The organism is Alteromonas sp. ABD4_190, assembly GCF_056160105.1.
This window is the reverse complement of record NZ_JBSWWN010000001.1, coordinates 1,314,660-1,339,419: the sequence shown is the minus strand read 5'-3', so window position 1 is coordinate 1,339,419 and position 24,760 is coordinate 1,314,660. Positions and strand designations below refer to the sequence as shown.

The 24,760-nt window shown below is 44.9% G+C and carries 21 protein-coding genes; 14 read left to right on the top strand and 7 right to left on the bottom strand.

Features of this window, described 5'->3' with window-relative positions:
* The first annotated feature begins 4 nt into the window (after positions 1 to 4).
* From ACXAFM_RS05895 to lysC, 5 genes are all read left to right on the top strand, one after another.
* Positions 5 to 289, top strand: a complete 285-nt coding sequence (locus ACXAFM_RS05895; protein ID WP_474827759.1) for a DNA ligase — start codon at positions 5 to 7, stop codon at positions 287 to 289.
* Between the two features lie 141 nt (positions 290 to 430).
* On the top strand, positions 431 to 1,384 hold the full coding sequence (locus tag ACXAFM_RS05890) for a DNA ligase (protein ID WP_474827757.1): 954 nt from the start codon (positions 431 to 433) through the stop codon (positions 1,382 to 1,384).
* Positions 1,385 to 1,734: 350 nt separating this feature from the next.
* The gene (gene acnB, locus ACXAFM_RS05885) at positions 1,735 to 4,347 is read left to right on the top strand and encodes a bifunctional aconitate hydratase 2/2-methylisocitrate dehydratase (RefSeq protein WP_474827755.1); all 2,613 of its coding nucleotides are present in this window, start codon (positions 1,735 to 1,737) and stop codon (positions 4,345 to 4,347) included.
* Between the two features lie 72 nt (positions 4,348 to 4,419).
* Complete coding sequence (locus ACXAFM_RS05880; RefSeq protein ID WP_474827753.1) at positions 4,420 to 4,869, top strand: DUF192 domain-containing protein; 450 nt, start codon at positions 4,420 to 4,422, stop codon at positions 4,867 to 4,869.
* Positions 4,870 to 4,929: 60 nt separating this feature from the next.
* Positions 4,930 to 6,279, top strand: coding sequence for a lysine-sensitive aspartokinase 3 (lysC, locus tag ACXAFM_RS05875; protein ID WP_474827751.1), 1,350 nt, complete (start codon positions 4,930 to 4,932; stop codon positions 6,277 to 6,279).
* Between the two features lie 72 nt (positions 6,280 to 6,351).
* On the opposite strand, the gene ACXAFM_RS05870 is transcribed toward lysC, so the two are convergent.
* The 7 genes from ACXAFM_RS05870 to ACXAFM_RS05840 all read right to left on the bottom strand — a co-directional run bounded on the left by ACXAFM_RS05870 (position 6,352) and on the right by ACXAFM_RS05840 (position 15,303).
* Positions 6,352 to 8,376 carry a HAMP domain-containing methyl-accepting chemotaxis protein gene (locus ACXAFM_RS05870; RefSeq protein WP_474827749.1) on the bottom strand — a complete coding sequence of 675 codons (2,025 nt, stop codon included), beginning with the start codon at positions 8,374 to 8,376 and terminating at the stop codon, positions 6,352 to 6,354.
* A gap of 283 nt (positions 8,377 to 8,659) precedes the next feature.
* On the bottom strand, positions 8,660 to 9,487 hold the full coding sequence (locus tag ACXAFM_RS05865; protein WP_474827747.1) for a symmetrical bis(5'-nucleosyl)-tetraphosphatase: 828 nt from the start codon (positions 9,485 to 9,487) through the stop codon (positions 8,660 to 8,662).
* Positions 9,488 to 9,494: 7 nt separating this feature from the next.
* A complete protein-coding gene (apaG, locus tag ACXAFM_RS05860) occupies positions 9,495 to 9,869 on the bottom strand; it encodes a Co2+/Mg2+ efflux protein ApaG (RefSeq protein WP_118490240.1) in 375 nt (124 codons plus the stop codon).
* 8 nt (positions 9,870 to 9,877) lie between these two features.
* Positions 9,878 to 10,705 (bottom strand): 16S rRNA (adenine(1518)-N(6)/adenine(1519)-N(6))-dimethyltransferase RsmA, encoded by an 828-nt coding sequence (gene rsmA, locus ACXAFM_RS05855; RefSeq protein WP_474827744.1) that lies wholly within the window; start codon positions 10,703 to 10,705, stop codon positions 9,878 to 9,880.
* Positions 10,702 to 11,688 (bottom strand): 4-hydroxythreonine-4-phosphate dehydrogenase PdxA, encoded by a 987-nt coding sequence (gene pdxA, locus ACXAFM_RS05850; RefSeq protein WP_474827742.1) that lies wholly within the window; start codon positions 11,686 to 11,688, stop codon positions 10,702 to 10,704. Before pdxA ends, rsmA begins: the two co-directional genes overlap by 4 nt.
* Positions 11,689 to 11,701: 13 nt before the next feature.
* Positions 11,702 to 12,985 carry a peptidylprolyl isomerase SurA gene (gene surA, locus ACXAFM_RS05845; RefSeq protein WP_474827740.1) on the bottom strand — a complete coding sequence of 428 codons (1,284 nt, stop codon included), beginning with the start codon at positions 12,983 to 12,985 and terminating at the stop codon, positions 11,702 to 11,704.
* A 59-nt stretch (positions 12,986 to 13,044) separates the two neighbouring features.
* Positions 13,045 to 15,303, bottom strand: a complete 2,259-nt coding sequence (locus ACXAFM_RS05840; RefSeq protein WP_474827738.1) for an LPS-assembly protein LptD — start codon at positions 15,301 to 15,303, stop codon at positions 13,045 to 13,047.
* Positions 15,304 to 15,703: 400 nt separating this feature from the next.
* On the opposite strand from ACXAFM_RS05840, the gene djlA reads away from it, so the two are divergent.
* The 9 genes from djlA (at position 15,704) to rlmD (ending at position 24,759) form a co-directional block, all read left to right on the top strand.
* Entirely contained in the window at positions 15,704 to 16,573 is an 870-nt protein-coding gene (djlA, locus tag ACXAFM_RS05835) for a co-chaperone DjlA (protein WP_474827736.1), read from the top strand.
* A complete protein-coding gene (gene xerD, locus ACXAFM_RS05830) occupies positions 16,574 to 17,500 on the top strand; it encodes a site-specific tyrosine recombinase XerD (protein ID WP_179982414.1) in 927 nt (308 codons plus the stop codon).
* A 377-nt stretch (positions 17,501 to 17,877) separates the two neighbouring features.
* Positions 17,878 to 18,600 (top strand): bifunctional protein-disulfide isomerase/oxidoreductase DsbC, encoded by a 723-nt coding sequence (gene dsbC, locus ACXAFM_RS05825; RefSeq protein WP_474827734.1) that lies wholly within the window; start codon positions 17,878 to 17,880, stop codon positions 18,598 to 18,600.
* A gap of 248 nt (positions 18,601 to 18,848) precedes the next feature.
* The gene (gene recJ / locus ACXAFM_RS05820; protein ID WP_474827732.1) at positions 18,849 to 20,570 is read left to right on the top strand and encodes a single-stranded-DNA-specific exonuclease RecJ; all 1,722 of its coding nucleotides are present in this window, start codon (positions 18,849 to 18,851) and stop codon (positions 20,568 to 20,570) included.
* Between the two features lie 99 nt (positions 20,571 to 20,669).
* Entirely contained in the window at positions 20,670 to 20,951 is a 282-nt protein-coding gene (locus ACXAFM_RS05815; RefSeq protein ID WP_474808637.1) for a hypothetical protein, read from the top strand.
* Positions 20,952 to 21,055: 104 nt separating this feature from the next.
* Positions 21,056 to 21,769, top strand: a complete 714-nt coding sequence (recO, locus tag ACXAFM_RS05810) for a DNA repair protein RecO (RefSeq protein ID WP_474827730.1) — start codon at positions 21,056 to 21,058, stop codon at positions 21,767 to 21,769.
* A 264-nt stretch (positions 21,770 to 22,033) separates the two neighbouring features.
* A complete protein-coding gene (gene pdxJ / locus ACXAFM_RS05805; RefSeq protein WP_474827728.1) occupies positions 22,034 to 22,771 on the top strand; it encodes a pyridoxine 5'-phosphate synthase in 738 nt (245 codons plus the stop codon).
* A 20-nt stretch (positions 22,772 to 22,791) separates the two neighbouring features.
* On the top strand, positions 22,792 to 23,169 hold the full coding sequence (gene acpS / locus ACXAFM_RS05800) for a holo-ACP synthase (RefSeq protein ID WP_474827726.1): 378 nt from the start codon (positions 22,792 to 22,794) through the stop codon (positions 23,167 to 23,169).
* A 129-nt stretch (positions 23,170 to 23,298) separates the two neighbouring features.
* Entirely contained in the window at positions 23,299 to 24,759 is a 1,461-nt protein-coding gene (gene rlmD / locus ACXAFM_RS05795) for a 23S rRNA (uracil(1939)-C(5))-methyltransferase RlmD (RefSeq protein ID WP_474827724.1), read from the top strand.
* The last annotated feature ends 1 nt before the right edge of the window (position 24,760 follow it).

Sequence of the window (24,760 nt, the reverse complement as noted above, 5' to 3'; positions counted from 1 at the left end):
TACCTTGAAACACACTGGTAAATGTAAATATTTAAACAAGTTCGCAACCACAGTGGTATTAATTGGGGGCGTTTTAGGCGCAAGTGGATGTAGTACCGTCACGACAGGACAAACCGATCACTGTATTGAGCAAGCTCGTAATGCAGATGTTCACGGCGTTTACACTGCCGATGAGCAGCTAAATGCTTGCTTAGAGACCAATCAATCAAGACGAGACAAAGAAAAAACTATGGGGGAAGCTTTTGCTGAAGACGTACTTATCTCTGTCATCGATATAATTACTGACTAAAGTTTTTATACGCTAAAAAACCTTCTTACGTACAGTTATAAAAACAAAGAAGGCAGAGTAATTTACTCTGTCTTCTTTGTTTTTGCTTCTCTATTAAAAGCGTTGAAGCAAGCAAAGGTTAATACTTTACAGGAAGAGTCGATGCGAAATTTTTTGACGGCTGTATGTGTACTTTTAGTCACTGCCATAGCTAACGTTAATGCTAATCACATGCTCGATACTGTCGAAGGGCTGCAGCTTGCTAAGCAATACAATCAAAGTCGCGCCGATATTAATGTAGCTGACTATTGGGTTAGTGAGAAGCTAGACGGTATTCGCGCAAGATGGAACGGTACTGAACTACTTACCCGTAATGGGAACAAGATATTCGCGCCAACATGGTTCACCGCCAACTGGCCAGAAACCACTATTGACGGCGAACTTTGGATAGGAAGAGGGGAGTTTGAACGTACAGCTTCTATTGTGCTTTCAACGTTGACAAACATCGAGCCGCATTCTGTCGCCAATGCTTCATCTAGCACAGTCTCTTCAGCAGACACTATTGCCGCAGCAAATTCTCTATCTGCAAAACGCTGGGCCAAAGTTAGATTTATGGCCTTTGACATGCCTATGATGGGTGAGCCCTTTGGTCGGCGACTCAACATGCTTAACAGCCTAAGTAAATCTACACCTAATCCAACGTTTGCAGTTATCCCTCAATTTAAGCTTACGTCTATTGCTTCACTTGATAAAAAGCTGAAGCAAGTAACCCAGGAAGGCGGAGAAGGGTTAATGCTTCATCATGAACAAGCGCTGTACACATCCGGGCGAAGTGACAAGTTACTCAAAGTAAAACGCTTTGAAGATGCCGAAGGGAAGGTACTGGCATTGCTTCCGGGAAAAGGACGATTTAAGGGAATGATGGGCTCGCTTCTTGTAGAAACGCGAGAAGGCATTCAATTTAAATTAGGAACGGGCTTCTCAGAAAATGAGCGCCAATCTCCGCCCGCTATCGGTAGCTGGGTAACCTTTAAGTACTGCGGCTTAACCAAAAATGGAAAGCCAAAGTTTGCAAGCTATCTTCGCACTAGACCTCAGACAGACTTGCCCAATTAACACTTATTTACTGCCAGTATAGTCACAATGAACTTACTGTTGTTAATCGTTTACGGTTTGCTTCAATTGAAGAAGCATCGTGTACAGCTAACCCCTTGTCTTTAAGTCACTAAGCCCTATAACTTTACTACATGTTAATTGCTAAAATGACTTTGCTTATTTCTTTTTAATCGCTTTTTCCGTTTAGAGGTAATGGTATGAATAGCGATTATAAGTGAATTAAAAGGGCGCTAAATTTAAAAAATGAGCCCGTGAAGTTATACTGTTGATGATTTATTAAACACACCTTGCGTCAAGTGCGTACAAGACCGTTTACTCCCATTGCGCAAGCTAACTTAGAGGAAGAGACTGTGTTACAAGACTATCGCAATCACGTTGAAGAACGTGCCGCTCAAAATATTCCACCTAAACCGCTTAACGCTGAACAGGTAGCTGGCCTGGTTGATTTATTAAAGAACCCGCCAGCAGGCGAAGGGGACTTTCTTTTAGAACTGCTGTCAGAACGCGTGCCACCTGGGGTTGATGAGGCAGCTTACGTCAAAGCTGGTTTCTTAAGTGCTATTGCAAAAGGCGAAGACAGTTGTGAGCTTATCTCTAAAGAGAAAGCCGTTGAACTGCTAGGAAATATGCACGGTGGCTACAACATTGCCACTTTAGTAGAGCTACTTGATGATAAAGCGCTTGCGCCGTTGGCTGCGAAAGAGCTGAAACATACCCTTTTAATGTTTGATGCTTATCACGATGTGGAAGAAAAGCACAAAGCGGGTAACGAGTATGCCACTGACATCATCGAATCTTGGGCTGAAGGTGAGTGGTTCACGTCGCGCAAGTTAATGGACGATAAAATCACTTACACCGTGTTTAAAGTAACAGGTGAAACGAACACTGATGATTTGTCGCCAGCCCCTGACGCATGGTCTCGTCCAGATATTCCTCTGCATGCCCTGGCAGCTTACAAGATGCCACGCGAAGGTTTAGATCCAGAAGAGCCTGGTGTTAAAGGCCCAATGGCGCAAATAGAAGAAGTAAAAAGTAAGGGATACCCTGTTGCTTTCGTCGGTGATGTAGTCGGTACCGGCTCGTCACGCAAGTCGGCCACTAACTCTGTGTTGTGGTTCTTTGGTGAGGACTTACCGGGTGTGCCTAATAAACGAGGCGGCGGTGTGTGCATTGGTTCAAAAGTCGCGCCTATCTTTTTTAACACTATGGAAGATGCTGGTGCATTGGTATTTGAAGCCGATGTTGAAAAAATGAACATGGGTGATGTAATAGACATCTATCCGTTTGAAGGCAAAATCACCAACCACGAAACCGGTGAGCTTCTTGCAGAATACAGCTACAAGTCGAAGGTGATTCTGGATGAAGTGCGCGCAGGTGGACGTATCAACCTGATTATTGGTCGTGGCCTTACCGAGAAGGCGCGTGAGACACTAGGTTTAGGCCCAACGGATTTATTCCGTACGCCTGAACAGCCAAAAGACAGTGGAGCGGGTTTCTCGCTAGCGCAAAAAATGGTGGGTAAGGCGTGCGGTGTTGAAGGTATTCGACCAGGTACCTACTGCGAACCTAAAATGACAACCGTGGGTTCGCAAGATACCACGGGGCCAATGACCCGCGATGAGCTTAAAGACCTAGCCTGTCTTGGCTTTACTGCCGATTTAACCATGCAATCATTCTGTCACACCGCCGCTTATCCAAAGCCGGTGGATATAGAAACCCAGCACACGCTCCCTGATTTTATAATGAACCGCGGTGGCGTATCGCTTCGTCCTGGTGACGGCATTATCCATAGCTGGTTAAACCGCATGCTGCTACCTGACACAGTAGGCACGGGAGGGGACTCACATACTCGTTTTCCATTAGGTATTTCGTTCCCTGCCGGCTCTGGCTTGGTGGCGTTTGCAGCAGCAACAGGCGTTATGCCTCTAGATATGCCCGAGTCGGTACTGGTGCGATTTAAAGGCGATATGCAGCCGGGCATTACGCTACGCGACCTAGTACATGCCATACCGCTGTACGCCATAAAACAAGGTCTGTTAACGGTAGAGAAAAAAGGCAAAATCAACGCCTTCTCTGGCCGTATTTTAGAAATCGAAGGGTTAGAAAACCTTACTGTAGAACAGGCATTTGAGTTATCCGATGCATCGGCAGAGCGTTCGGCAGCAGGTTGTACTATTAATCTTTCTGAAGCGTCGATTGCTGAATACTTGCGTTCAAACATTACCATGCTTCGCTGGATGATTAATGAAGGTTACGGCGACCCGCGCACATTAGAGCGCCGAGCGCAAAAAATGGAAGAATGGTTAGCCAACCCAGAATTAATGCGCGCCGATGCGGATGCTGAATATGCGGAGATTATCGAAATTGACCTTAACGATATTAAAGAGCCTATCGTTTGCTGCCCTAACGATCCGGACGACGCGAAAACCTTATCTGACGTTGCAGGCGACAAGGTAGACGAGGTATTCATTGGCTCGTGTATGACAAACATTGGCCACTTCCGTGCAGCCGGCAAATTGCTTGAGCAATACAATAAAACGCTGCCTACCCGTTTGTGGATGTCACCACCGACTAAGATGGATAAGGCCCAGTTAATGGAAGAGGGGTATTACAACATTTATGGTCGCGTAGGCGTGCGCACCGAGATGCCGGGGTGTTCACTTTGTATGGGTAACCAAGCTAGAGTTGATGCAGGCACCACTGTGCTTTCAACATCTACTCGTAACTTCCCTAATCGCTTGGGCGATGGGGCCAATGTATATTTGACCTCAGCTGAGCTCGCTGCTGTGGGTGCTATTGTAGGGCGCATCCCAACTGCTGAAGAGTACATGGAATACGCCAGCAAAATTAACGCAATGTCGGGTGAAGTATTCCGCTACTTAAACTTCGACAAAATGCCTAGCTTTAAAAAGGCAGAAGAGGAAGCGAAAGCGCGCATTATTCCAACGTTGAATGTTGCTTAAAATAGTGTATAAACTACAAAGCCGGTTGCCTACGTGGTGACCGGCTTTTTTTATGGCGAAAAGGAATGTCTAATGGGAAAATCTTTCTTTATTGTTGCTGCACTTGTATTAACCTTAGGGTGTGCAAAAGCGCAGGTGGACCCTGTATCGCCACTGAATTCAGTGGACTTCGAATCCATTACACTGAAGATAGGTGGCAAGCACTATGAAGTTGAGTATGCCAATACCTTTGAGCAACGCGCGCAGGGCCTTATGTTTCGCAAAGCCTTGTGCGAAAACTGTGGTATGTTTTTTAAGTTTTCTAGCCCTAAATTAGCGGGCATGTGGATGAAAAACACCTTTGTTCCCCTAGACGTAGCATTTATCGACAGAAATGGCGTAATAACGGATATAAAACCTCTCACTCCCCATAGTTTGGAGTCGGTCGGATCATCGAAAGAGGTACTTTACGCGTTGGAAATGAACCAAGGGTGGTTTGCCGAGAATAATATTAAAGTAGGCGACCAAATAACGATTGATTAACCGTGCAAAAAGCACGGTTGCTGCTAGCGAAAAGCTAGTTTTATTCTGGAGTTAAATATAGTGACAAATGCCTTATCGATAGCTAAGTTCGGTGGAACTAGCGTAGCGAATTACGAAGTAATGCAAAACTGCGCCCGAATTGTTGCCGGTAATGAAAATACACGCATTGTGGTAGTGAGTGCTTCAGCAGGGGTAACAAATCACCTTGTTAGCTTAGCGCATACTCCAATGACGCAACAGCAAATTGAAGAAACCTGCCAAGCCATTGTTGATATAGAACACGCTATTCTCAATAAGCTTAAAGACAAAGATGCAATAGAGACCAAACTTAACGATTTGCTAGAAGAAATGCGTAGCTTAGCGTTTCACGAAGAAATTCTTCACCGCGATGATTTGAAAGATCAGCTGCTATCTATGGGTGAGCGAATGTCATCATTGATGTTCTCATCAGTACTTGCAGAGCAAGGCGTGAAAACCATGAACTTTGATGTTCGCAAAGTACTTCGTACTGACAGCGAATTCGGTGAAGGCGCGCCTCAAATAGAAGAAATTGAAAAACTTGCCAAACAGTTGCTGGCGCCCGAAATTAAAGACGCTATTGTAGTTACACAAGGCTTTGTTGGTGCAGATGAAGAAGGCCGCACTACAACGTTAGGTCGTGGTGGCTCTGATTTTACGGCTGCACTACTTGCTGAAGCGCTTGATGCAGAATCGTGCGAGATTTGGACTGATGTAACGGGTGTGTACACAACTGATCCGCGCATTACTCCTGCTGCCCATCCGCTGCCTGAACTGAGCTTTGAAGAAGCGGCGGAAATGGCCACCTTTGGTGCTAAAGTGTTGCACCCTGCCACTATGGAGCCAGCTCTACGTAAAGACATTAAAGTGTTTGTAGGGTCAAGCAAAGAGCCTGAAAAGGGTGGTACATGGATTGTGCGTGATTGTGAGCACGAACCACCGTACCGTGCTATTACTCGCCGTAAAGAGCAAGTAATGGTGACAGTGAAAACACCGAAAATGATGTACGCGCAAGGCTTCCTACAGCAGGTATTTGCTATCATCGCTAAGCATAAGCTGAGTGTTGATTTGGTAACAACATCGGAAATCTCGGTATCTTTTACTCTTGATAACCCAGCTAACTCTGTAGCCCAGCGTTTGAATAAAGAGACCATCGCCGAGCTTGAAACTATCTGTGACGTTAAAGTGGAAAAAGGTTACGACCTTGTCACTGTTGTAGGTAACAACATGCAAACGGCAATTGGAGTTTCTAGCAAGATTCTATCTGCGGTATCTGATTTCAATCTGCGTATGATTTGCTTTGGTGCTAACCCGCACAACTTATCATTCTTGGTCAACGAGACCGACAGTGACGACGTGGTTCGCAAGCTGCATTCGGCATTGTTTGAATAAGTCTAGGTTTGCGTAAAGCGTAAAAAAAACGGTCGCCTCAAGGCGACCGTTTTTTTTATTACTCTTAGAATATTAAACTTTAAACTGCCTGATAGACTGCTGTAGCTCTTCGGCAAGACGTGCCACTTCATGGCTAGACTCAGATGTTTGCTGTGCACCCGAAGTTGTCTCTTCTGCAATGCTCACAATAGTTTCAAGCTTTTCACTGATTTCTTGCGATACCGTATTCTGTTCACGGGCAGACTGCTCAATTTGAGAGCTAACGTCATGGGCTTTGTGAACCGCGTCGGAAATAATATCTAGCGCTTGCGTGGCTTTTTCAGTTTGTGCTACACATGCTGCAGTTTGCTCTTTACCTTGATCCATCACAGATACCGCTTTTTCAGCCCCAGCTTGAAGCACTTCAATCATGGCGTTGATCTCTTGCGTCGACTCCTGTGTTCGGCTCGCAAGGGTTCTCACTTCATCTGCAACTACCGCAAAGCCTCGCCCTTGTTCACCTGCACGGGCAGCTTCGATAGCGGCGTTCAATGCAAGTAAGTTAGTTTGGTCGGCAACACCGCGAATAACGTCAAGAATGCCACCAATGCTCGCGCTATCTTGATGAAGCTTATTAATAACGTCGGCTGCTTCTTGTACATCTCGAGATAGGATTTCAATAGTATTTTTGTTCTCTAGCGAGATTTGGCGAACATTTTCAGCTTCAGCATCTGCATGGCGAATCTGGCTAAGTGTGTCTTCCGCACTTTGCACAACAAGCTGCGAGGTTGAATGCATTTCTGTTGTAGCTGTTGCGACCTGGCCAATTTGTGATTTCTGATCCTGAATAGAGTGGGTGGTTTGTGCCGTCACTGCTGATGTTTGTTCCGACGCTGCAGCTAGCTGCTCTGCCCGAACATTGATGGCGGTAATAAGCTCTTTGAGGTTGCCAATTAGCGTATTACAGTTTCTTGCTAATAGCCCAAACTCGTCTTGTGCTGAATCGTCTAGGCGATGAGTAAGGTCACCTGATGAAGCAACAGTGAGTAGCTCGTTTACGCGATAAAGTGGGCGTGTAATTGCGCGAACTGTGACGTAACCAATGAACGCTGCAACAGCAATAGAGATGATTACAACAACGATAACAAAGGTGTTACCTGTTGTAATAGCACCATTTACTTGGCTCTCTATATGAGACGCTTTTTTATCAGCAAGATTAAGCAGGTTTTCAAGTTCGATAACCCCTTGAGTGATATTTGAATCTGAAGCGTTAAGTGCCTTTTCTGCGTCATTTCTACGCTCTAGGCGATCGACATGAAGCTGTACTACACCATCATTAGCTTTAATGGCGTTGATGGCATCGTTAACCAAGTCGTTAATATCATCAAGCGTACCTGAATCATCACGACCGCCCGCAGCTTCAACCATATCGCTTAGCTGGGTAACCACCTTTTCAACGACAAGATCAACTTCGTTACCTAATGTCTGCGAACGTACTAATGTCTCGGTTTTTATATATTCATATGAAACAGTTAAAAGAGAAAGTAGTGAGGTCTCAAGCTGGCCGCCGATCTCAGCTGCACGTCTAAGATTAGGATCGCGCTGCACTGAATCTAAGTCCGAAAAATCCAAAAGGTAGGTGGAGGCATCGTCTGCGTTATCTTCAGCATCACCTAGTCTGTCTTGTATATTGTTGCGCAAGTCGAGGTACATTTTGTGATTCTTGTACATAGCCTCAACATTAGTGATATACGCATCATAAGATTCACGAACACTGTTTAACGTGTTTCTTAGCTCTGGCTCATTACTAACGGCTTGCGCTAGCTTGTTGTACTCATTTTCAAAGGTGTCTTGGGCAGAGTTAAATGACGCTCTTTTGTTCTTAAGATCACTTAAATCTTCTTCGATATAGCTTTCGAAGGTAAGTCGACCCATATTCAGGAAGCTTGCTTTGAGTGCATTACTGCCTGCTACCGTGGGCAAGGCAACGTCATTTACTTCCTCTGTTGCAGAGCCTATGGAATTGAGGTTATAAAGTGAGACAACACTTATAACGATTAGAAGTGCGCTAATCGCTACAAATCCCCCGATTACGCGTGTGGCTACCGTTATTTTCATCGGAACTCCTGGATGAGTGTTTTTTATTTTTATCCCTAACGATATTACCCGCCTCAGCTAACAAAATATAGCACTTATAAAGTGATGCATGCTTGAATGCTGAGCAGGTAACGAAACATCATCGTTACTTTTACAAGTAAGTGTATCGGCTACAAAGACTTAATGTTTATTTTATTTAGCACTTAAGTCTGATTGTTATTACTGGTACAACCAGTTTGACCGAAAAAAGCAGGCTCTTCCGCGGATAAGTTTCGTATCTGTAGGCGTGTATATAATAATGATTCTATGCCGGTACGCTAATCAAAGTTGCGGTATCTAAATTCAATAGCGTCATACTTTGCCCCCACACGTAGCCAGTATCTAAACCAACAAACTGTGAGTTATTTGTATGTCCTGATAGCGCGGCCCAGTGTCCGAAAATTACTCGCTGGCTAGTTGTGAACTTTGTGTTTTCTATTTCAAACCAAGGCTTTAAGGTGCTATTAGCACTACTAGAAACAGTACTAGGATGAGACTTATTGTCAAAGTCGAGGGTGCCATCGGTATGAACAAACCGCATGCGCGTACACGCATTCACAATAAAGCGCAGTCGCTCGTCACCTTTAAGTTTATCTGACCAGTTGTAGGGTGTATTTCCGTACATCTTTGAAAGAAAAGTGGCGTAATCAGCGGACTTAAGGATGTTGCAAACTTCATCACTAAGTGAAACGCACTCATCAATAGACCACTTAGGATAAAGTCCCGCGTGGACCATCACAGAGTTTTCATCTAATTTCATCGCTAGAGGAAACTGCCGCAACCAATCAACCAGTTCGTTTAAATCCGAAGCGTTAAGAAGCGGGTCTAACTTATCTGACTTTTTGGCTTTACGGATGTCGTTAACAACGGCGAGTAAATGTAGGTCGTGGTTACCTAAAACACTATTAAACTGGCTGCCAAGAGATTTCAGAAAGCGCAATGTGCTAAGCGAATCTTCTCCTCTTGCAACCAAGTCACCGACAGCAAACAGCTTGTCGTTTGTCTCGTCAAATTCTACTTTATCCAATACGCGACGAAGACCGTCATAACAGCCCTGAATATCGCCAATGACGTAGGTGTTACCTTTAGACATAGAAACCTTAATGAAGAATGCTTGGAATGGCTAGGCGAAATACGTTTATAGGAACGCGAAAACGCTCACCGCTTTCTAGTTCCATTACATAGTAGCCTTCCATATTGCCAACCGGTGTGTCAATGACTGCGCCACTGGTATAGTCAAAATGTTCACCAGCTTTCATTATAGGCTGTTTTCCTACCACTCCATCACCCTCTACTTCTGACGTTTTACCGTTAGCGTCGGTTATCTTCCAATAGCGACTAAGCAGTTGGACGGTATGCTCACTATTGTTTTCAATAGTAATGTGGTAGGCAAACGCGAACTGCTTAGAATCTGAGGGCAGGTGGTCAGGAAGGTGACGGGTTTTCACCCGCACCTTTATATCAAGTACATCCATAGAGGAACTTATTGCTCTTGTTGGTGCTCTTTTGCCGATACAGCGTTAGCTATAGTGGCAAAGTCGTTAAGCGATAACACTTCTGCGCGAGAAGTTGGATCTAACCCTAACTCACGGATTTCTTCCTCACTTAAGCTGTCTTTCAGTGAGTTACGAATAGTTTTTCGGCGTTGATTAAAAGCCTGTGCACAAACGCGCTCAAGGGTATTTACTGATTCAACATCAACGGGTGGAGCTTGATGTGGAACTAGTTTTACAACGGCCGAGTCTACCTTCGGAGGTGGCTTGAAGGCACCTGGCGGAACATTCAAAACAGGGATCACGTGGCAATAGTACTGGGCCATTACTGAAAGCCTGCCGTAATTTTTAGATCTCGGTCCAGCAGCTAGTCGGTTCACCACCTCTTTTTGAAGCATAAAATGCATGTCTTCGATGCAATGAGCATGATCAAAAAGGTGGAACATTAGCGGCGTTGAAATGTTGTAAGGCAAGTTACCAAATACACGAAGCTTCTTGTCTTTTATTGGCATTTCTTTGCATAGTGCGCCGAAATCCATCGTCATCGCGTCTTGTTCAATAACGGTTAGTTTTTCACCGTTAAATGGGTGGTGTCGCAGACGTTTGGCAAGGTCGCGGTCAAGTTCAATGACCGTTAATGCGTCAACTTCTTCACAAACAGGGTCTGTTAATGCGCCTAAACCTGGTCCAATTTCTACCAGGTTTTGCTCACTTTTTGGCGCGATGGCTGCAACAATTTTACCTATCACGTAGTCATCGTGTAAGAAATTCTGCCCGAATCGCTTTCTGGCCGTATGGCCTAAATGTGTTTTACTCATTGTTGATGATGTGCAAGCTCAATGGCTTTTTCCAATGCTTTTCTGAAACTACCGGCGTCGGCTTCACCTGTACCTGCTAAATCTAATGCAGTACCGTGGTCGACTGAAGTGCGAACAAAAGGTAATCCTAATGTGATATTCACTGACGCCCCAAAACCCTTGTATTTTAGCACGGGTAAGCCCTGGTCGTGATACATAGCTAGCACAACGTCGGCATTTTCTAGGTATTTAGGCTGAAATATGGTGTCAGCGGGCAGGGGGCCGGTAATCTTAAGGCCTTCGTCTCTTAGCTCATTTAGCGCTGGGACGATAGTGTGGATCTCTTCAGTACCAATATGGCCATCTTCACCCGCATGCGGGTTTAATCCGCATACGTAAATGTGAGGCTCTTTAATGCCAAACTTTAGCTTTAGGTCAGTATTGATAATATGAATAACTTTGTGCAGGCGCTCGCGAGTGATTGCTTTTGCTACGTATTCAAGTGGGATATGAGTTGTAGCAAGCGCCACATTAAGCCCTTCAGTTGCCAACAGCATAACCACATCAATGGTATTGGACTGGTAAGCAAAAAACTCAGTATGGCCACTGAAGGATACACCGGCTTTGTTAATAATGCCTTTGTGCACCGGGCCAGTTACAACAGCGTCAAAATCGCCGTCCATATTGGCCTGGCACGCTTGGCGTAAGGTTTCGACCACATACAGCCCGTTTTCACTATCAAGGTTTCCGGGGATAACGTCAGTGGTTTTGTCTATCTGCTTAATAAACAACGAACCCGCAGCTTGTATCTGCGGGTTATTTTCGTCGTAATCGATTAACGTCAACGGAAGCCCTAGGGTGCTTGCTCGTGCTTTTAGCATGTCGCCATCGGCAAACACGACAAGCTGGGCTTGCCATGTTTCCTGGGCCAGTTTAATGATCAAATCTGGCCCGATACCGGCCGGTTCTCCCGGCGTTATTGCTATTTTAATTGGTGTGCTCATGAATAACTTATTATTAAGATTCGACAACTTCGACGTAAGCGGCATCACGCATCTCACGTAACCAGTTTTCGGTTTCTTCTGAAAATTTACGGTTAAAGATAAGCTGATATGCTTTATCTTCTTTACGTTTATCCGTTGCGTCATCCATGCGACGGTCGTTAAGTTGAATTAAGTGCCAGCCGTGAACAGTCCGCACTGGGTCGCTGTATTCGCCAGGTTCAAGCTGTGATAATGCTTCTTTAAACTCAGGTACATAATTACCTGGGTCAGACCAACCTAGTTCGCCACCGCGAAGGGCTGAGCCAGGGTCTTCTGAATATTCTTTAGCCAACTCTGCAAAGTCCGCTTCACCGTTTTTCAATTCTTCTTTGAAGCGCACTAGCATCTCTTTTGCTTTTTCTTCGCTCAAAATAATTGATGGCTTAACCAGGATATGACGTGAGTTCACTTCTTCCACGGTGACTTTCTCAATACCTCGAGTATCCAGTACTTTAAGAATGTGAAATCCTGCGCCGCTTCGGATTGGTCCAACAAGGGCGTCTTTATCTTTGCCCTGAATTGCTTCAGCAAATAGGGTAGGCATAGCATTAATGTTAAGCCAACCCATGTCACCACCTTCTAGCGCTTCGTTACCTGATGATGACGCAATGGCAATTTTAGCAAAATCAGAACCCGATTCTAATAAAGAGATAACTTTGTCTGCGCGCTCTCGTGCTGCCTGAATATCTTCGTCTGTTGGTTCAGGTGGGAAGCCAATAAGGATGTGACCTAATCGGTACTCTGCCTGCGTTGCACCTTGTTGTTCCATTAAATCAATTAACGTGTCTATTTCTTGGGGCGTGATATAAACACGGCGACGTACGTTAGCGCGGCGAACCTCACCCATAATAATTTCTTCACGAATATCTTCGCGATAGTCTTCGTATGCAATGCCTTCAGCAGTTAATTGTGCGCGAAGTTGCTCAATGGTTGCATTCTGATTAGATGCGATATTACCAATGGTTTGTTCTAGCTGGGGATCGCTAATACGAATACCCATGCGCTCAGCCATTTGTAGCTGAAGGCTCTTTGTAATTAAACGCTCAATAGCCTGTGTACGTAGCGCACGGTCTGAAGGCAGTTGTTGGTTGTTAGCTTCAGCGTTGCGTTTAACATCTTGTACAAGGGCATCAATTTCGCTTTCAAGTATAACGCCTTGGTCAACAATCACAGCTACGCGGTCTAGCATTACTTCTTGCGCCAAGCTGTTAAACGAGAGTAGGGCACCTAACATCAATGCACGGATAATGAACTTCATACACACTCTTTTATTATTGGTTAATTGCAATTAAGCGCCGATAAGCGCTCAACTGCGGGTTAATTTAAACTATAAGGCTGACGATAGCCAAACATACCGTCTCGAAGCATGCTTCTTTGGGTTCCCGACGAACCAATGCCTTTGAAAATAAATTGAAGCGACACACCAGAGTCAAAATCGTCCGTTGTCTGGACGCCACTGTCGTTGTAGCGGTTGTTCAGACTGCGCTGGGCGACAAGTCTAACTGCCCAGCAGCAAGACTCATATTGAATACCTGCGTAGGTTTCCACACTTCGATGGCGCTCTAAATCACGGTAAGTACGGCCAACCCATTGCCAATTCTCAGAAATTGGCCAGCTTGCTGAAATACCAATTTGATTAATGGTTTCACCACTCAGATCGCGAACGTAGCGATGACTTAATTGAATAAAGCGCGCGTCATCTTTACGGTATTCAATGCCCACGCTGCTCAGGTCAACTTTGTCTGTGTCAGTGGTAACCTGCACATCAGAATGGAAAAACCAATTTTGGTTAAAGCGCCAATCTACCTCTGCGGCAAGGGCTGAACGATCTTGATTTTTAGTTGCCGCAACCACTTTGTTATCTTCAAGGTAGAATATCTGACCCACACTAAGAACGAATTGTTCCCGATTGTTTTTATCTAACATGCGAGTGGTAGCACCAAGTGTAATCTGGTTGTTGTCGCTAATTCTATCAAGACCTGTGAACTCTTGACCTCGGAACAAGCCTTCTACATCGGTTAACAGCGGTGTTGAGTCATAAAAGCCAATGGCAGTTTGATCTTCATAAGACGTGTAAAGATACTGAATTTTGGGTTCAAGAGTCATCGACATATCGTCACTAAACCAAGATGTATCCCTTTCAAAGTACAGCGCACCGTAAAGGCGAGCCTGACCAAGGGTACGCTCTACGTCTTCTTCTAAATCAGTCCCTTCCACATTGTCTTGCTGATATACGGTTTGAAAAACCGTGGTTTCAGCAACAACTTCACCCCACGCCGCGCGAAGCGGTACAGAAAGCGTTGGCGCAATGTGGAATCGCGTTGCGGTGGGGGCAGTATCTAACGTGTTGTCGAAGTGGGCAACCTCAGAGTCAAGGTTGAACTCGAAATATTCGCCAAACGCTTTGTTGTAGTTAACTTTAATCTCTGGAACCGCGCGATAACTGTCTGCCGTGTCACCTAGCACTTCAAAATCTTTTATTTGCATATTGACCGAGAGATTTGGTGAGTAATAGCTCAATCCAATGTTTCGATACAAATGTGTATCTGCACGGCTGTAGTAATCTGAGCCCAGATCTACCAAATAGTTGTCATCACTAAGGCCATTAAAATCGATATTAAGTAGCCAGTTATCAGCAATTAACCCTTGATGCTCAAGGCGATAAAAATATCGGTCTGGATTACCCGAAATATCCGAGTCGCTTGGCAAATACTCAACGTAAGCTTTTCCCTGACTACGCTCTGTTAGATAACGAAATTCTGTATTTAACTGAAGACCGCGCAGCGTCATCAAGCGTGGGGATATGGTCATGTCGTAGTTAGGTGCAATATTCCAGTAAAAAGGCTGAGTGTAGTCTACGCCAGTTCGACTAGAGCTTGTCAGCTCGGGAAATAATAAGCCGGTTTGTCTCTCATTACTTACTGGAAACGCAAAATAAGGCAGATAAAATACAGGAACATCGGCAATATAGAAGCGGGTGTGTTTTGCTTGCCCCCATACTGTTCCTTTTTCTAAGCTGATTTCGCTGGCGCGAATCATCCAGTCTTCATCACCTTCTGGGCAAGTTGTGAAACTGACGTCTTTGAGTACTATGCCGGTTTCGGTATCTAGCACGATGTCTTTAGCGGCACCTTGTCCAACAAAACCCGTTAGTTTGTAGTGGGTATTTTGCATCTCTAAACGTTCTTCTTCAGAACGTAGCGTTACTGCATCACTTTCCACTTTGAGTTGTGCGTCTTGGTAAGTCACGTCACCCTTGGCAATCAGGTCCCGTCCACTAGTTGTTTCATTGACTTGCGCTTGAGAGGCGCTAATTACCGCGGTATCTGACGTTATGTCTACATTGCCAGAAAACAGCGCCACGGCATCTTGAATAATTTCCGTTCGATTAGCTTCAACCTTCACATGGCCTTTAGGCATCAATGCTTGGCTGCTAAAAGTAACAGGTTCGACCGAGCAGAATGCAAGAGGAGTTGCATCTGAGACTGATTGAGAATTTGAAGCTGTCGTTTCCTGTGCAAACGCGACAGTAGGCAAAAGAGTCGCGGAAACAAGCATGGCGCAGGTGTTTTTCATGCGTAAATGGGTGGCCTGTTTTGTTGTATGTTGCTTTTAAACCCACGTAAGACGACTTGCGTCTCGGTTAGTTCGACATAGCGATTAAAAAAACCAGTGATCGCGCCCTTTATTTCTTTCACTGTAATAAAGCGTCGAGCTCACTTGCTATAACTATTTTATTCAAGCGCTCAATTCTAAGCGCTTCTGTCGCAATTACCAACCATTCAGATAAAAAAATGCACTTTTATATGGGCAACACATCAAAGACAGCGGCAGTAAGCTTGATTTCGTTTTGCTTAAGCCCTAGTTAATTAACTTATGTATTTGATATGATGATGTACTTAACGCGCAGTGCACGGCGTGAACTAACGACAGTAACATCAACTTTCTAAACAGTGCACCAACGGAGAATGACGCGATGTCAATTTGGGGAAAAATCCTCGGCGCCTTGTTCGGCTTTATGTTTTTAAAAATACCAGGAGCGATCCTAGGGCTGGTAGTCGGACACTTTTTTGATAAAGCCTATCGCCAGGACTTTAATCAACTAGGTGGCTTTGGGCGCTTTTTTACTGATCAGGACAATTTAAAGCAGCAAGCCATTTTCTTCCATAGCTTGTTTAGTGCATTAGGTCATCTTGCTAAATCTGACGGTAAAGTGACTGATAGAGAAATTCAAATTGCTACGGCGTTAATGGACGAAATGCGCCTGACAGGCGATGCCCGCCGCGAAGCGCAAGATGCATTCAGAGAGGGCAAAGCACGAGACTTCCCTTTAGTTGATACGTTAAAAGGCTTCTATGATGCCAGCCACGGTCGTCGGGATATTCTGCAAGTGTTCTTGGAAATTCTTATTCAAGCCGCGTTTGCCGACGGTCAGCTTTCTCAAGAAGAATACAATGTACTGGAAAAAGTGGCGAAACCATTGGGTTTCAGGCGTCGTGATTTAGATTATCTTATTTCAATGTATGAAGCTGAAATTCGATTCAGGCAACGGGCACACTCAGGTGCAGGGCAACGTGCTCACTCGGGGTCAGGACAGCGGCACCGTGGACAGCAATCGGCCTACTCAGAACAGCAAAGCTTAGATGATGCCTATCGCATTCTAGGCGTAGCTGCATCTGACGATGAGAAAGTAATAAAGCGTGCTTATAGAAAGCGCATGGCTGAACATCATCCAGACAAGCTTGTATCTAAAGGCTTGCCGGAACAGGCGATGGAGATTGCCAAAAAGAAGGCGCAAGATATTCAGTCAGCTTACGAGTTGATTAAGCAAAAGCGTGGCTTCTAAATGGCAAAAATTGAACGTGAGTTAACCTACGTGCCTGCGGCAAGTCAGGCACATATTGATGGTTTTATTGAAATGTTGTGGCTCGAAAAAGGGCTGTCAGAACATACTCAGCAAAGCTATCGCACCGACCTCACTAAGCTTGCCATTTACAGCAACAATCAAGGTGTTAAGGATATTGCTGTGCTGACTACTGAACAGCTCCAAGATTACCTCGCCTATCGCCATGATAAAGGCCTGTCTACTCGCAGTACGCAACGCGCGCTTAGCGCCATTCGCGCCTTTTTTGTGTTTCTTATAAGTAAACAAATTCGCGTAGATAGTCCTGTTTCTGCGTTGTCCAACCCCAAAACACCAAAGGCCTTACCTTCTTCTTTAAGCGAGCAGCAGGTTGAAGATTTACTTAATGCCCCTTTAACTGACGACCCAATTGAATGCCGAGACAAAAGTATGCTTGAAGTCCTCTATGCTACGGGCCTGCGTGTGAGTGAGTTAATAGGGTTAACGATGGACCAAGTTAGCCTTCAACAAGGTGTGGTAAGAGTGGTAGGTAAAGGAAACAAAGAGCGTTTAGTCCCTCTGGGGGAAGATGCAATTGAATGGTTATTAACCTATATAAAAACTGCGCGGCCTATTCTTGCCACAAAGACTTCTGACGTCGTTTTTCTAAGCAAGCGCGGACAAAAAATGACGCGCCAAACATTTTGGCATCGCATTAAATACTATGCAGTGAAAGCAGGTATTGAACAGCATCTATCCCCCCACACACTACGCCATGCATTTGCTACGCATCTGTTAAACCACGGAGCAGATTTACGTGTAGTGCAAATGTTGTTAGGTCATAGCGATTTATCGACAACCCAAATTTATACCCATGTAGCGACAGAGCGACTGCAGACGCTTATTCATAGTCATCACCCCCGAGGCTAAAGAGTCAAAAAACACATTGAGTGAGAATGCTACAAACTGAGCCTTGTGTACGACGAGCCTCTGCTTATACATATATCAAATGAAAAGGGGTGTGATAGGATATAGCCGAAGAATTACTTTAGATTAAGCGTAGTAGGCTAATACTGAGGTGTGTAGTTTATTAATCTCAAGGTTACCTCGATGGCATTCTGTTACAGCGTAAATGCACAGATAAACAAAAAATTAGCGTGAAAAGTGCAATTTTTTGTTAAGTTCATCGGTCTGAAAGTAATAAGTATGAAAATGTTTAGTGGTTGCCGAAAAATACATGTTTAGGCAGCTACAATCTAAGCCAAGTGAGTACAAACAAGCTCAAATGGCAGTATGGAGAGTATTTAGTGAAAGCAGTAAAGAAGATTTTGTTAGCCAGCGTTGTAGCGGCAGGTTCTCTATTAGGGTTAAGCGCGCAAGCTGCTGACGAAGCCGCTATCCGCGATAAATTAACGTCAATGCTTGGGCTAGATGTAGAAACCATTGCCGATTCTCCTGTATCTGGCTTAGTTCAAGTATCTACAAACCGCGGCTTGTTTTATATAAGTGAAAATGGACAATATTTGCTACAGGCTCGCGTTTTTAACATTGATGAAGAAATGCGCAACGAAACAGAGCTGGCCCTTTCAGGCCTGCGTAAAGAGGGCGTTGCATCAATGGAATCGTCGTCTATTACGTTCAAAGCGGAAAACGAAAAGCACGAAATAAGCGTGTTCACAGACATCACCTGCGGCTATTGCCGTAAATTTCATAACGAAATTGACGAACTTAACGATGCCGGTATTACGGTTCATTACCTAGCGTTTCCACGTTCAGGGCTAAATAGCCAGAACTATGAAGATATGGTGTCAGTATGGTGCGCTGAAAACCCGCAAAGCGCATTAACAAAAGCTAAAGCAGGCAACGATGTGGCAAGCGCTAGCTGCAAAAACAAAGTGGCAGAACAATATATGCTAGGCCAAAAACTAGGGGTGAACGGCACACCTAATATCGTGTTGCCTGATGGTTCATTGATTCCTGGTTACCAGCCAGCCGCATTGCTGGCAAAAGCGTTAGAAGGCGAAGAGTAGTCATTTAAACTTCCTAGTTTCTGACATGAAAAAACGCACGCACTGTGCGTTTTTTTGTTTTCTGCGGTATGATTCATCGCGTTATTTTCTTACGTTCTTTCGTATGGTTTCACTTTGCAGTTAGCGCAGAACTTCTATTTGAAAATTTTTATTCTTTAACGAATATGTTCAATTTGAATTTGCCTAAACTTGATTTGTATCAACTGTTTAAGACAACTGCAATCACAGTATTGGTTTAGTGGTATTTCATGATTTTGCCTATTGTTCGCCGTGAGGTCTCCGGCCCCTCGTTAAGTTCCGACTTACACCCTGTTATCGACAGAATTTATCGCGGTCGTAATATTGCGAATATGGATGACTTGGAGAATGGCCTTAAAGGGCTTACGCACTTCAACGTATTAAAAGGGATGCCTCAAGCCGCGCAAATCCTTGCCAATGCCGTTGTGCAAAATAAGCGCGTTATCATAGTGGGCGATTTTGATGCCGATGGCGCTACCAGTACATCGGTATGTATACTGGCGCTTCGAGCCATGGGCTATCACAACGTTGATTTCTTGGTACCTAACCGCTTTGATTTTGGCTATGGGCTTAGCGTGCCTATTGTCGATGAGGCAGCCAAACTAGGTGCCGAGGTTATTGTAACCGTGGATAACGGCATATCTTGTATTGACGGTGTAACCCACGCAAAATCCTTAGGTATGCAGGTTGTAGTGACCGACCACCACTTGCCAGGTGATACATTACCGCCAGCTGATGCGATAGTGAACCCTAACCAACCTGGCTGTGAATTTCCTTCTAAGAATTTGGCTGGGGTAGGTGTTGCCTTTTATATCATGCTTGCACTTAAAGCCGAGCTACAGCAGCAAGGGCATTTTGAGAAAGTAGGTATTGCACCACCTAACTTAGCGTCGCTACTTGATATTGTTGCGGTTGGCACCGTGGCCGACGTGGTGGTTTTAGATAAAAATAACCGAATTTTAGTTCATCAAGGCCTTCAGCGTATTCGAGCTGGTAAGTGTCGACCTGGCATCAAAGCATTGATCGAAGTAGCCAATCGCGAGTGCGCGCACCTAACCTCCACCGATTTGGGCTTTGTAGTAGGCCCACGACTTAATGCCGCCGGTCGTTTAGACGATATGTCGCAAGGCATTGCTTGCTTATTAGAAGATGAAACCATTCAAGCGCGTATGATAGCGGCAGAACTCGACGCCCTCAACAAGGAACGCCGTGAAATTGAAACCGGCATGAAAGCGCAAGCCGAGACTGTATTAGAGCAGATGGCGCTGGATGAAGGCGATATGCCGAGCGCACTGGTGGTTTATCGCGAAGACTTTCACCAAGGCGTGATCGGTATTGTGGCAGGGCGTTTAAAAGAGAAATATCTCAAACCTGTTATCGCTTTCGCTCATCAAGACGATATTGTGATTAAAGGCTCAGCGCGCTCAATTCCTGGCGTGCACATTCGCGATGTACTTGATGAAGTAAACACACGCTTCCCTGGCGTTATCGAGAAATTTGGTGGGCACGCCATGGCCGCAGGATTGAGCTTGCCTGTCTCAAAGCTTCCAGATTTTGAACGGGCTTTTGTTGATGTTGCTCGTACCCATATGGAAAAGCTTGATGGCAATCATGCATTGCTCTCTGATGGTGATTTATCTTCAGAAGAATTGTGTTTGCCTTTTGCGCATTTATTGCGCCAGGCAGGTCCGTTTGGGCAGGGCTTTGAATCACCGTTATTTGATGGAGAATTTACGCTTCTCGATCAGCGCCTAGTGGGACAAAAGCACCTTAAGATGGTGTTGAAAAGTGACGGCGCCAATGAAGTAGACGCTATTGCGTTTAACATTGATTTGAAAGCATGGCCCAATGCCATGGTAAAACGTGTACATATTGCTTACCGCCTGGATATCAATGTTTTCAGAGGGCAAGAAACTGTTCAGCTTATAATTGAGCAAATAGAAGCGGTTTAAGCGAAGTTGATTTAGGTACAACATTGAGTCTTAGAAAACCTAGCTAGTTAAAAAGCGATACATGCTAAAGAACTAAAAAATAAGAAAAAAGAGGCAAGGGTGAAAAGCGAACGACAGAAGCTGGTGGAAAAGCATAGTCAGCTTAATCAAACCGATAACGTTAAAGTAATTTCTCACGTTCAGCGTGAAGAAAAAGACAGCGATTGGATACGCCATACCATTATGCTTGAAGGCATTGATGTCCCTTTTATTTACCGGCGAAAGCAGCAATATCAAAGCTTAAAAGGGGCAAGAGTAAACGTAACCTATTATCGCCATGTAGAAGAGGTGGCCGGCATTGAATTTGAAACCATGAAAGTGGTAAGAATTAAACGCAGCTAAATTGTTAACTAGCCCTTGCCGCTAATATAAACCTTTTTTGACTTACACCTTTTAACTTGCACCTAAATAGCTACCGATTCGGTACTAAACCATAGTGAACAACAATGAATAATGAATGGTTAAATGCCTATGTACTGCATAGACGCCCTTACAGGGAGACCAGCTATATTGTTGACTTTTTCACCCTGGAAGAGGGGCGTGTTAGTGCGGTAGCTAAAGGCGTGAAAAACAGTAAGTCAGATAAAAAGAGCCTGCTTCAACCTTTCCAGCATCTTCGCCTACAGCTAAGTGGAAAGTCAGAGTTAAAAAACCTACGTCACGTTGAAAGCGTCGCCCCGTCCATCAATCTTGTAGGCACAGCGCTATTTTGCGCCATGTATGTAAACGAGCTAACAAACCGCGTTATGCCGACCGGCCTCGCCAGCGACGGCGTACACAACGCTTATGAAAATGCATTACTGTCCCTTCGTGATAATAGCGACATAGAAGTGACCTTGCGACAGTTCGAATTTGCACTACTTGATGAAATGGGGTTACTGCCCGACTTCACTACTGACGTAGAATACGAAATGCCAATAGAAGAAACAGGTAGCTATAACTTTCAAATAGATGCGGGCTTTGTGCCTATTCCCGAAGATATGGCTGGTGCAAGGGGCATGCGTGGCTTCCCCGGGCAAGCGTTGCTCAGTTTGTCTCAGGGGGAGTTTACCCCGCTAAGCAAAAAGGTCGCTAAAGTGCTTTGTCGCGACTTGCTTAAACCACTCATCGGCGATAAGCCACTTAAAAGCCGCGAATTATTTATGCCGAAACATCGCTAGTGCGTTGATGTGTTCAGCCACTAATGAGGTGCAGCGCCTTTTGTTATAGTGCTCATATTCACGCTTCTTGCTTTCGACAAGAGCTGCTATCAACGCTAATAGCTTTAGATTATTTTCTCTTAACTCAAATGGTTAAACAGCACCTTCTATAAAAAAGTTTGCTACAATCACCACTTTCTAAATAAGGGTGTTGGCGCCCTTTAAATAATGTATTAAACATTAAGAGCGGGCATCTTCTTTCGCTCTTACAGGTTAGGTGGTGAAATGAGCACGATTCTATTAGGCGTTAACATCGACCATATCGCAACGCTTCGCAATGCGCGCGGTACACATTACCCAGACCCAGTGCACGCTGCTGACATTGCTGAGCGTGCAGGTGCAGACGGCATTACCGTTCACTTACGTGAAGATCGCCGTCATATCAAAGACCGCGACGTACGTATTTTAGCGCAAACCATTAACACCAGACTTAATCTGGAAATGGCAGTAACCGATGAAATGCTGGCTATTGCAGAAGAAGTAAAACCTGTTTTTTGCTGCCTAGTACCAGAAAAACGTGAAGAGTTGACCACTGAAGGTGGCCTCGATGTAGCGGGAAATTTCGAGAATATTAAAGCAGCGTGCGAGCGACTTGCTAATGCCAATATCTTAGTGTCTTTATTTATCGACGCAGATAAAGCACAGATCGATGCAGCGGCAGCATGTAACGCGCCTTATATTGAAATTCACACGGGCCAATACGCAGAAGCTACCAGTGAAGATGAGCAGCACAAAGAGCTGACTCGCTTAGTTGAAGGCATTGAGTATGCTGACAGTTTAGGGCTTAAGGTGAATGCGGGACATGGTCTGCACTACCACAATGTTAAGCCAATTGCCGCTATTCCTCAGCTGATAGAACTTAACATTGGTCACGCCATCATTGCTCGCGCTGCGTTTGACGGGCTTCACACAGCAGTGGCTGATATGCGTAAGCTAATGCTTGAAGCTCGCGCCGGCATTTAATTTAGAAGGGCAAATACAGCGTGGCGATTGCAGGGCTAGGTACTGACATTGTAGAAATTGCTCGCCTTGGTAAAGGCGAGAGCGCTAACGAACGTTTGGCAAAGCGTGTACTTACGCCTACCGAGTGGCAGACGTTTAGCGAGCACGCTACGCCCGTACGCTTTTTAGCAAAACGTTTTGCCGCTAAAGAAGCCGCGGTGAAAGCCCTTGGGACCGGTATTGGAAATGGGATTAGTTGGCAACACATAGAAGTGCGTAACAACGACCTTGGGGCGCCAGAACTACATTTTTCTGGTGAATTTGCTGCTATGTGTGAGGCAAGGGGCATTACCCGAAGCGTGATCAGCATTTCAGACGAGCAGCATTATGCCGTCGCCACCGTTATACTAGAATCCTAGTCATTTACAAAAACACGGCTTACTAAACCGCAGACCGAATTAGCCTAGGTAGATTACACCTATCTGGCCTGCGTTTATAAAAAACGCTACAAATATCAAACCACGCAAAGCAAGTTACCGGAGTCACACTTGGCAAACCTTTTTAAACAATCACGCAGCAAACAAAAAGGCAAAACGTCTTCCCACCTAGGTGGTAGTGCAAAAAAAGATAATGCCAGTGCGAATGCGCAGGTCGCAGGACTTCGGTTTGGAAAAGCTAACAAAGCCTCACAAGCCAGTAAGAAGATAAATTCCAATACGGTTACAATCGAAGATATCGACTGGATGGGCCATGGGGTAGTGCGCGGCAACCCCATGATGTTTGTTGAAGGTGCCCTAGTTGGTGAAACCTGCGACATTGAGGTGCTAACGAGCAAAAAGAAAGTCATTAACGCTAAAGCGACAAATATTCATTCGCCAAGTGATGAAAGACAAGCGCCTTTCTGCCCTGTGTTTGATGCATGTGGCGGGTGTCAGCTACAGCATATAAAGCCCGATGCTGCCCTCAAGCAAAGAGATAACGCCCTTAAAGTGATGATGGAACGTCAATTGGCAATGAAAGCAGGCGTTTGGCAAGCGCCGTTAGTGGGGCCACGTCCTCAATATCGCAGAAAAGCAAGATTGGCTATCGATGCCCGCAACCCAAATCAAATTAAGTTAGGCTTTCGCGAAGCGAACAGCAACAAAGTAACCAATGTGGATACCTGCCCAATTTTGGTTGACCCTTTATCTAATATCATTGGCCCTTTGCGAGACGCGCTCACAGGGTTTGAGTCAGCTCGACATATTGGGCATATAAGCTTCATTGCAGGCGATAACACTTCGCACCTTGTTATTAAACATACTAAAGCCCTTGAAGCTGAGCTTATTGATACGGTGAATGCACTAATCAACGAGTACTCTCTTGCAAATGCCAATAAAATAGAGTTGAAGCTAGAAAACAAGCAAGGGCAAATTCGAAGTGTAGGGCATGGCACTGATTTGGCTATGACCACGTTAAATGACTGCTCTATTTCACCAAGTGCTAATGACTTTGTTCAAATAAACAAAGTGGTTAACGAAAAAATGATTTCCCAAGCAATGGACTGGCTAAACCCACTGCCCAACGAACGTATAGCCGATTGGTTTAGCGGGCTGGGCAATTTTACCTTACCTATTGCTAAGTCAGGTGCTAGGGTACAAGCGATAGAGGGTGTGGCAGAGATGGTGCGCCGCGCCAAAGACAATGCACGGCAACAGGGCATTGAAAATGTGGAGTGGCTGCATTTAGATTTGACTGATAAGACCAACGTCGAGGCTTCATTGCAGCTAGGCTTTGATAAGGTACTACTAGACCCTTCAAGAGAAGGGGCATTGACCGTTTGTCATGCGCTTGTAAAAGCACTACCAAAAACGATAGTGTATGTTTCTTGCAACCCTAGTACATTTTCTAGAGACGCAAAAGTGTTGATAGACGGAGGTTATGAAATGGAAAAAGCGGGCGTAGCAGAAATGTTCCCCTTCACCCATCATATGGAAATGATGGCCTTGTTTACGCGAAAGCAGCAGTAAC

What these genes read in the sequence shown, in the direction of transcription:
- apaG (WP_118490240.1), bottom strand. Translation starts at nt 9,869, where the DNA reads ATGGATGTACTTGATATAAAGGTGCGGGTGAAAACCCGTCACCTTCCT.
- xerD (WP_179982414.1), top strand. Translation starts at nt 16,574, where the DNA reads ATGGCAAAAATTGAACGTGAGTTAACCTACGTGCCTGCGGCAAGTCAG.
- djlA (WP_474827736.1), top strand. Translation starts at nt 15,704, where the DNA reads ATGTCAATTTGGGGAAAAATCCTCGGCGCCTTGTTCGGCTTTATGTTT.
- recO (WP_474827730.1), top strand. Translation starts at nt 21,056, where the DNA reads ATGAATAATGAATGGTTAAATGCCTATGTACTGCATAGACGCCCTTAC.
- pdxJ (WP_474827728.1), top strand. Translation starts at nt 22,034, where the DNA reads ATGAGCACGATTCTATTAGGCGTTAACATCGACCATATCGCAACGCTT.
- rsmA (WP_474827744.1), bottom strand. Translation starts at nt 10,705, where the DNA reads ATGAGTAAAACACATTTAGGCCATACGGCCAGAAAGCGATTCGGGCAG.
- ACXAFM_RS05880 (WP_474827753.1), top strand. Translation starts at nt 4,420, where the DNA reads ATGGGAAAATCTTTCTTTATTGTTGCTGCACTTGTATTAACCTTAGGG.
- surA (WP_474827740.1), bottom strand. Translation starts at nt 12,985, where the DNA reads ATGAAGTTCATTATCCGTGCATTGATGTTAGGTGCCCTACTCTCGTTT.
- ACXAFM_RS05870 (WP_474827749.1), bottom strand. Translation starts at nt 8,376, where the DNA reads ATGAAAATAACGGTAGCCACACGCGTAATCGGGGGATTTGTAGCGATT.
- recJ (WP_474827732.1), top strand. Translation starts at nt 18,849, where the DNA reads ATGATTTTGCCTATTGTTCGCCGTGAGGTCTCCGGCCCCTCGTTAAGT.
- ACXAFM_RS05840 (WP_474827738.1), bottom strand. Translation starts at nt 15,303, where the DNA reads ATGAAAAACACCTGCGCCATGCTTGTTTCCGCGACTCTTTTGCCTACT.
- ACXAFM_RS05865 (WP_474827747.1), bottom strand. Translation starts at nt 9,487, where the DNA reads ATGTCTAAAGGTAACACCTACGTCATTGGCGATATTCAGGGCTGTTAT.
- ACXAFM_RS05890 (WP_474827757.1), top strand. Translation starts at nt 431, where the DNA reads ATGCGAAATTTTTTGACGGCTGTATGTGTACTTTTAGTCACTGCCATA.
- pdxA (WP_474827742.1), bottom strand. Translation starts at nt 11,688, where the DNA reads ATGAGCACACCAATTAAAATAGCAATAACGCCGGGAGAACCGGCCGGT.